This is a genomic window from Pseudophaeobacter sp. 1A16562 (genome assembly GCF_041008785.1).
Classification (GTDB): Bacteria; Pseudomonadota; Alphaproteobacteria; order Rhodobacterales; family Rhodobacteraceae; genus Phycobacter; species Phycobacter gallaeciensis_A.
In genome coordinates this window covers 1-6,497 of record NZ_JAXGFT010000036.1, presented here as the reverse complement: position 1 = coordinate 6,497, position 6,497 = coordinate 1, and the positions used below count along the sequence as shown (strand labels likewise).

The following is a 6,497-nucleotide window of genomic DNA, read 5'->3' as shown; positions in this document are numbered from 1 at the left end:
CTTTGAAGTCACCGAAGTATTTGGTGATCGCTGCGGTCAGCGTGGTTTTGCCGTGGTCAACGTGGCCAACGGTGCCGATGTTGACGTGCGGTTTATTACGCTCAAACTTTTCCTTAGCCATTCTCTTGGCGCCCTTTTGAAATGTGGGGTCCCTATGCGACCCGGTTTCCTCTGCGCGCGCCGATTATTTGGTTTACGCGCAAAAATCAACCCGTTCCTGCTTGACAGTCGTGGATTTGGCAAACTTCGTCCGGATTGATGTGGTTTCGCACCCCGGAGCGGGGCAATGCCCTACTCGGCGGCCTCGGCCCGCAGATCGAACCAGCCGTTTTCCTTGTGCTGTTCGGCCATCCATTCTTCCACCGCATCAGCGATATTCAGCGACAATCCGGCGATCTGTTCTTCCTTGGTCCGGCTGTGGCCCGAGCCGACAATCGCGCTTTCGCCTGTGGTGTCCTCGAAGATCTCCATCTGATGCTTGTCGGCAAGGAACTCTTCCTTTTCCACGTCGTAGACAAAGACATTCACAACCGCGACGCTTTTGGGATTGAACAGCACCGGCACACCCGGCGGCGCCAGCATGAAGCCCTCAAGGGTCACGGCAACGTCGTACTCCTGCGGCCCGTCATAGCGGCGCAGGCGGGCTTCCAGCGCTGTTTTCATCGGCTCGATCCACTCCGATTGCTCCGCAGCGCGGGACATCGGCCATTTCAGCGCTTTTTCGGTATAAACATGGGCAACCCGCACCCGGAAGGCACCCAGATCCTCGGGTGGTTCGTCCAGCAGCGTTTCAGCGCAGGCCGAAAGCAGCGCAAGAAGGCCCAGAAAGGCAAGAAGTCGGGTCATTCCATTTCCCTTGTATGAAGCTGGTGTATGAGGCCGGTCGCGCACAGATAGGCAGAGCCGCGCGCGCCGGTAAAGACGCGCGTCAGCAACACCGACGGCAGGTGGCAAAGGGGGCACAGATTTTCCGCGCCCCGCACCATCACTTGAATTTATAATTCCGCGGGAAGCCATAGGGCGGACGCTTGCCGACACCGGCGCGTTTACCCAGCCATTGGCTGAGATCCGTTTCATGGCGGGTCTTGCCGCCGCCCATTTCCCAGGTCAGGCCATCATCCCAGTTGAAGGTGGTGACATCGCTAAGGCCACCATCCAACTCCAGCGAGCCCTGCTTGCCACGCGCCATATTGTACTTTTGCAGACGCACGCCCTTACCACGGGACAGCTCCGGCATTTCTTCGACCGAGAAGACCAGGAACTTGCCGTTTTCCGAAACCACAGCCACGTGATCGCCAGTCACCGGCACACAGATTCGCGCCTGTTCGTCCTCCTTGACGTTCAGCACCTGCTTGCCGCCACGCGTCTGCGCCACGATGTCCTTTTCGGCGCAGATGAACCCGTTGCCCGCAGAAGAGGCGACCAGCAGCCGTCCTTCGGGGTTGTGGATCAGGATATCGACGATCTCAACCTCGTTGGGCAGGTCCACCATCAGGCGCACCGGTTCCCCCATGCCGCGGCCACCGGGCAGCGTTGCGGCGCTGACCGTATAGAATCGCCCGTTGCTGCCAAAGACCAGCAGCCGATCGGTGGTTTCCGCGTGGAAGATGAAACGCGGCCCGTCGCCGTCCTTGAACTTCAATTCACGGTTCAGGTCGATATGTCCGGTCATCGCCCGGATCCAGCCCATCTGCGAGCAGACCACGGTGATCGGTTCGCGGTCGATCATCGCCTCCAGCGGCACCTCTTCGACCTCACCCGCCTCAGCGAACCGGGTGCGGCGGGCGCCGCCTTCGTAGTTCTTGCCGAACTGCTTTTTGGTTTCCCGCAGTTGTTCGGTGATCCGGGTCCATTGCAGCTCTTCCGACCCCAGCAATTCCACCAGCCCGGCACGTTCCTCGCGCAGGGCGTCGCGTTCGCGGGTCAGTTCGATCTCTTCCAGCTTCCGCAAAGAGCGCAGCCGCATGTTGAGAATCGCCTCGGCCTGAACCTCGGACAGCTCTCCGGTGCCCGCACCGGGTGTTTTGTAGTCCGCCTCGTCATAGGCGCGCGGGTGATCCTTCGACCAATCCTCCCGCATCAGAGCGGCCTTGGGGTCCTCATCATAGCGGATGATGTCGATTACCCGATCGAGGTTGAGGAAGGCGATGATGAAGCCGTCCAGAACCTCCAGCCGGTGGTCGATCTTGGCCATCCGGTGGCGCGAGCGGCGCTGCAGCACGTCGCGGCGGTGATCAAGGAAGGCGCGCAGCACCTCCTTCATCGAGCAGACCTTGGGCGTGACCCCGTCGATCAGCACGTTCATGTTGAGCGAAAAGCGCAGCTCCAGATCGGAGTTCCGATAAAGCATGCCCATCAGTACATCGGGGTCGACGTTCTTGGAGCGCGGCTCCAGAACGATGCGGATGTCATCGGCGCTCTCGTCCCGGACATCGCCGAGAATCGGCACCTTTTTGGTCTGGATCAGCTCGGCGATCTTTTCGATCAGCTTGGATTTCTGGACCTGATAAGGAATTTCGGTGACCACGATCTGCCACTGGCCGCGTCCAAGATCCTCGACCTCATGGGTGGCGCGCAGCCGGAAGGACCCGCGCCCGGTGCGATAGGCTTTGGCGATGTTTTCCTGTGGTTCAACGATCACGCCGCCGGTCGGGAAATCCGGCCCCGGCACGTACTTCAGCAGCGTGTCATCATCGGCGCCGGGTGCCTTGATCAGGTGGATACAGGCGTCGATCAACTCGGCGATGTTATGCGGCGGAATATTCGTCGCCATGCCCACCGCAATACCGCTGGCGCCATTGGCCAGAATGTTCGGAAAAGTTGCGGGCAGCACCGCCGGTTCAGTCAGGCGGCCATCGTAGTTGTCGCGGAAATCGACGGCATCCTCGTTCAGACCATCCAGCATCGCCTCGGCGACAAAGGTCATGCGCGCCTCGGTATAGCGCGAGGCCGCCGGGTTATCCCCATCGATATTGCCGAAGTTACCCTGACCGTCGACCAGCGGATAGCGGACGTTGAAATCCTGCGCCAGACGCGCCATCGCATCATAGATCGCTGCGTCGCCGTGGGGGTGGAAATCGCCCATGGTATCGCCGGAGATCTTGGCCGATTTCAGGAAGCCCCCGGTCGAATTCAGCCGCAACCGATTCATCGCATAGAGGATGCGCCGGTGCACCGGCTTCAGACCGTCACGGGCATCGGGCAGCGCCCGGTGCATGATGGTGCTCAGTGCATAGGTCAGATAGCGCTCGCCAATGGCGCGGCGCAGCGGTTCCAGCACTTCGCCGTCCTGCGGCGCGGAGGGGAGGTCGGGGTCTTCTACCAAGTCACTCATTCCGTGGTAATACTGCCCCCATGTGCCGCGGTAAAGCGGCGCGTTGTCCTCCCCTGGCCCGGATTTGGCCCCAGAGGCCCGGTTGGGGGAGAAGAAAACGGACTCTCCCCTGTGTTTAGGGCCCGTTTTCACCTAGGCTTAAACCCGCACAGCCTATTGTTCCGGTGCTATTGTTCCGGTGTCAGTGCCGCAGGATCGACAAGCAGGGGTCGACCGCCACCACCACAAGCGACGCCGTAGGGACAGCTGCCGCAGGTTGTCGTCAGATGATGTTATTTTCCGGGGGACCACGCCATGTCGCGCTTTGTTCTGGCGTCTTTTGCCTTCCTTGGCTGGGGGTTCTATGAACTCAGCGGCGGGGCGGATTTCACGCCCCCGCAACGCCCCGTTCCGGAAAAGAGCGCCGAAGTAACACGGGCGAATACACCCTCCCCCCCTGCTATAAGACGCAACGAAATTTCCGTCACCGCAGAATCCCTGGTGACCCGGACCTCCCTTGACCAGCGGCACAAGGCACTGGCAGCGGCGCGGGCTTCGGGCCAGCAGGACCTGCGGCCAAAACCCGAAACGACTGAGACCGGGACAGCCGCGTTCGAGGCCCCTGCCCCAAACGAAGACGACACCGCGCCGGGGACCGCACCAAGCTCTGCGGCGCGGGTGATGTCCGCAGGTCTGGACACCGGAGGAATGCAACTCGCCTCTCTTGAGCAGGGGCTTGACGGCGGAGTGCAGGTCGGCTGGCAAGGCCTTGGCACGGGTCCGCCATCTTCCGAAGCCGCGCCAAGGCAACCCGAAACGGGCGCGGCTTTGCTTGCGCCCGGCCTGACGGAAGACCCCGAAACGGACAAACGCAGCATCCGGGCCTCGCGGGTTAACATGCGGCAGGGGCCGGGCACGGCCTATCCGATCATCACCCGGCTGCTGGCCGGGGACGAGGTAATCGTCATCAGCGACAGCGGCACCGGCTGGCTGCATCTGCGCACGCCGGACAATGAACATTTTGGCTGGATCGCCGCTTCACTGGTCAGCAAAAAGGCCCCATAACTGCGCTGGCGCGGGTCGCTCCCGCGCTATGGCAAAGGGGGCATCATGCAAAAAACCATCCTGATTACGGGCTGTTCCTCGGGAATTGGACTGGATGCGGCCCGCGGCATGCGGGAACGCGGCTGGCGCGTCTTTGCCTCCTGCCGCCAGCAGCAGGACTGCGACCGGATGCACGCCGAAGGCTTTGACAGCCCGCTGATCGATTACACCCGGCCGGACACCATCACGGACGGGCTGCAACAGGTACTGGCGGCAACCGGCGGCAGCCTTGATGTGTTGTTCAACAACGGCGCGCACGGGCTGCCCGGCGCAGTCGAGGATCTGCCGACTGAGGCGCTGCGTGACATCTTCGAAAGCAATTTCTTTGGCTGGCACGAGCTGACACGCCAGATACTGCCGGTGATGCGGGCGCAAGGCCATGGGCGCATCGTGCAGAACTCGTCCATTCTGGGTCTGGTGACCTTCCCGTGGCGCGGCGCCTATGTGGCAACCAAATACGCCATCGAAGGGCTGACGGATACGCTCCGGATCGAACTGACGGACACCAACATCCATGTGATCCTGATCGAACCTGGCCCGGTGACATCGAAGATTCGCGAAAACTCTATCCCGCATTTCGAACGCTACGTGGATTGGCGCGCCTCACCCCTGCGCGCCCGTTATGAGGAGAGCCTGCTGAAACGGCTTTACGAAAGCAAAGGCCCCGACCGGTTCGAACTCCCGGCCTCGGCGGTGACGGAGAAACTGATCCATGCCTGCGAGTCGCCTCGCCCCCGCCCGCGCTATTACGTAACCACGCCGACCCATATCGCGGGCTTCCTGCGCCGGATTTTGCCAACCCGGTCAATTGACCGCATCCTGGCGCGGCTTAGATAGCGGATTCGCGGTCGCCATCCGCCCATGCAGGCGATAGACCGGGGCAACGCAAATGCGAAGGAGCAAGAGCAATGGGTGATCCGCTCTATATTCTGGCCATCCTGGCCATGGCGGCCGTGGTGATCGTTTTGGTGATCGGCCTTGGTGGCTTTGGTAAAGGCGGCGCCTTCAACCACAAGTATGGCAACAAGATGATGCGCCTCCGGCTACTGTTCCAGTTCATTGCCGTTTTACTGGTGGCCGCCTATGTCTACCTGCGCAATCAGGGAGGATAAGAAATCATGGTTGTTCTGAACAAGATTTACACCCGCACCGGTGACAAGGGCGATACGGCTCTGGGCAATGGTGACCGGGTTGCCAAACATTCGGCCCGGGTCACCGCCTATGGCACCTCGGACGAGTTGAACGCCTTTGTCGGCGTTGCCCGTCTTGACGCCTCAGGTGAAATGGATGCCGCCCTTACCCGCATCCAGAACGACCTTTTCGATCTGGGGGCCGACCTTTGCCGCCCGGACATGGATAAGGACGGCGAATCGGAATACCCGCCGCTGCGCATGGTGCCCAGTCAGGTCGACCGGCTCGAAGCCGAGATCGATGTGATGAACAAAGAGCTGGCGCCGCTGCGCAGTTTTGTTTTGCCAGGCGGGTCGAAACTGGCTGCCCATCTGCACGTCTGCCGCACTGTGGCGCGCCGCGCTGAACGCCTGGCCACCGAGCTTGCCACCGAAGAAGACGTGAATCCGGCAGCGGTCAAATATCTCAACCGCCTGTCCGACTGGTTTTTCGTCGCCTCCCGCGCCGCCAATGACAATGGCGATCTGGATGTGCTCTGGGTTCCGGGCGCCAACCGCTGACCCCCGGATCATCGCCTCTGCGAATCGCAGGGGCCCAAGACATGCCCCGGCGACAACGCCGGGGTGGAAATCTGCCGTGGCGGCAGGCAGGGGCGCTTGCGAAACATTCTTGCAAAAATGATGCGCCAAACACGCGGACGCGACGTCCGGGGCCGCTAACATGACGATTTTTCACTGTTGCCCGCACCACTGACCCGGTATCAACGGCGCGAGAGCATGGAGGCCCGCCGTCCCCACGGCAGGCCGTTTGTTAAGGAGAGAACGCAAAATGAAGGTACTCGTGCCTGTCAAACGCGTGATTGACTATAACGTGAAGGTCCGCGTCAAAGCGGACGGAAGCGGTGTCGATCTCGCCAACGTCAAAATGTCGATGAACCCCTTTGACGAAA

7 protein-coding genes and 1 pseudogene are annotated in these 6,497 nt (G+C 61.2%); 5 read left to right on the top strand and 3 right to left on the bottom strand.

Annotated elements, in window-relative coordinates; genetic code table 11:
* From SM764_RS22485 to SM764_RS22475, 3 genes are all read right to left on the bottom strand, one after another.
* The coding region (locus SM764_RS22485; protein ID WP_369002791.1) for a GTP-binding protein at positions 1 to 121 on the bottom strand (121 nt) is incomplete at its 3' end.
* Between the two features lie 170 nt (positions 122 to 291).
* Positions 292 to 846 (bottom strand): hypothetical protein, encoded by a 555-nt coding sequence (locus SM764_RS22480; protein WP_369002863.1) that lies wholly within the window; start codon positions 844 to 846, stop codon positions 292 to 294.
* A 139-nt stretch (positions 847 to 985) separates the two neighbouring features.
* Positions 986 to 3,334, bottom strand: coding sequence for a DNA topoisomerase IV subunit A (locus SM764_RS22475; RefSeq protein ID WP_369002862.1), 2,349 nt, complete (start codon positions 3,332 to 3,334; stop codon positions 986 to 988).
* Between the two features lie 294 nt (positions 3,335 to 3,628).
* Between SM764_RS22475 and SM764_RS22470 the strand changes: the two genes are divergently transcribed.
* From SM764_RS22470 to SM764_RS22450, 5 genes and pseudogenes are all read left to right on the top strand, one after another.
* Positions 3,629 to 4,378: an SH3 domain-containing protein gene (locus tag SM764_RS22470; protein ID WP_369002861.1), complete on the top strand. Its 750-nt coding sequence runs from the start codon at positions 3,629 to 3,631 to the stop codon at positions 4,376 to 4,378.
* Positions 4,379 to 4,423: 45 nt separating this feature from the next.
* Positions 4,424 to 5,254, top strand: coding sequence for an SDR family NAD(P)-dependent oxidoreductase (locus tag SM764_RS22465; RefSeq protein WP_369002860.1), 831 nt, complete (start codon positions 4,424 to 4,426; stop codon positions 5,252 to 5,254).
* A 71-nt stretch (positions 5,255 to 5,325) separates the two neighbouring features.
* Positions 5,326 to 5,529, top strand: a complete 204-nt coding sequence (locus tag SM764_RS22460; protein ID WP_369002859.1) for a twin transmembrane helix small protein — start codon at positions 5,326 to 5,328, stop codon at positions 5,527 to 5,529.
* A gap of 6 nt (positions 5,530 to 5,535) precedes the next feature.
* Entirely contained in the window at positions 5,536 to 6,108 is a 573-nt protein-coding gene (locus SM764_RS22455) for a cob(I)yrinic acid a,c-diamide adenosyltransferase (protein ID WP_369002858.1), read from the top strand.
* Between the two features lie 268 nt (positions 6,109 to 6,376).
* Positions 6,377 to 6,497: pseudogene (locus SM764_RS22450) on the top strand (electron transfer flavoprotein subunit beta/FixA family protein); the annotation flags it as partial.

Bases quoted from the DNA above. Each gene is read 5' to 3' on its own strand.
- SM764_RS22480 (WP_369002863.1), bottom strand. From the start codon at position 846: ATGACCCGACTTCTTGCCTTTCTGGGCCTTCTTGCGCTGCTTTCGGCC.
- SM764_RS22475 (WP_369002862.1), bottom strand. From the start codon at position 3,334: ATGAGTGACTTGGTAGAAGACCCCGACCTCCCCTCCGCGCCGCAGGAC.
- SM764_RS22470 (WP_369002861.1), top strand. From the start codon at position 3,629: ATGTCGCGCTTTGTTCTGGCGTCTTTTGCCTTCCTTGGCTGGGGGTTC.
- SM764_RS22465 (WP_369002860.1), top strand. From the start codon at position 4,424: ATGCAAAAAACCATCCTGATTACGGGCTGTTCCTCGGGAATTGGACTG.
- SM764_RS22460 (WP_369002859.1), top strand. From the start codon at position 5,326: ATGGGTGATCCGCTCTATATTCTGGCCATCCTGGCCATGGCGGCCGTG.
- SM764_RS22455 (WP_369002858.1), top strand. From the start codon at position 5,536: ATGGTTGTTCTGAACAAGATTTACACCCGCACCGGTGACAAGGGCGAT.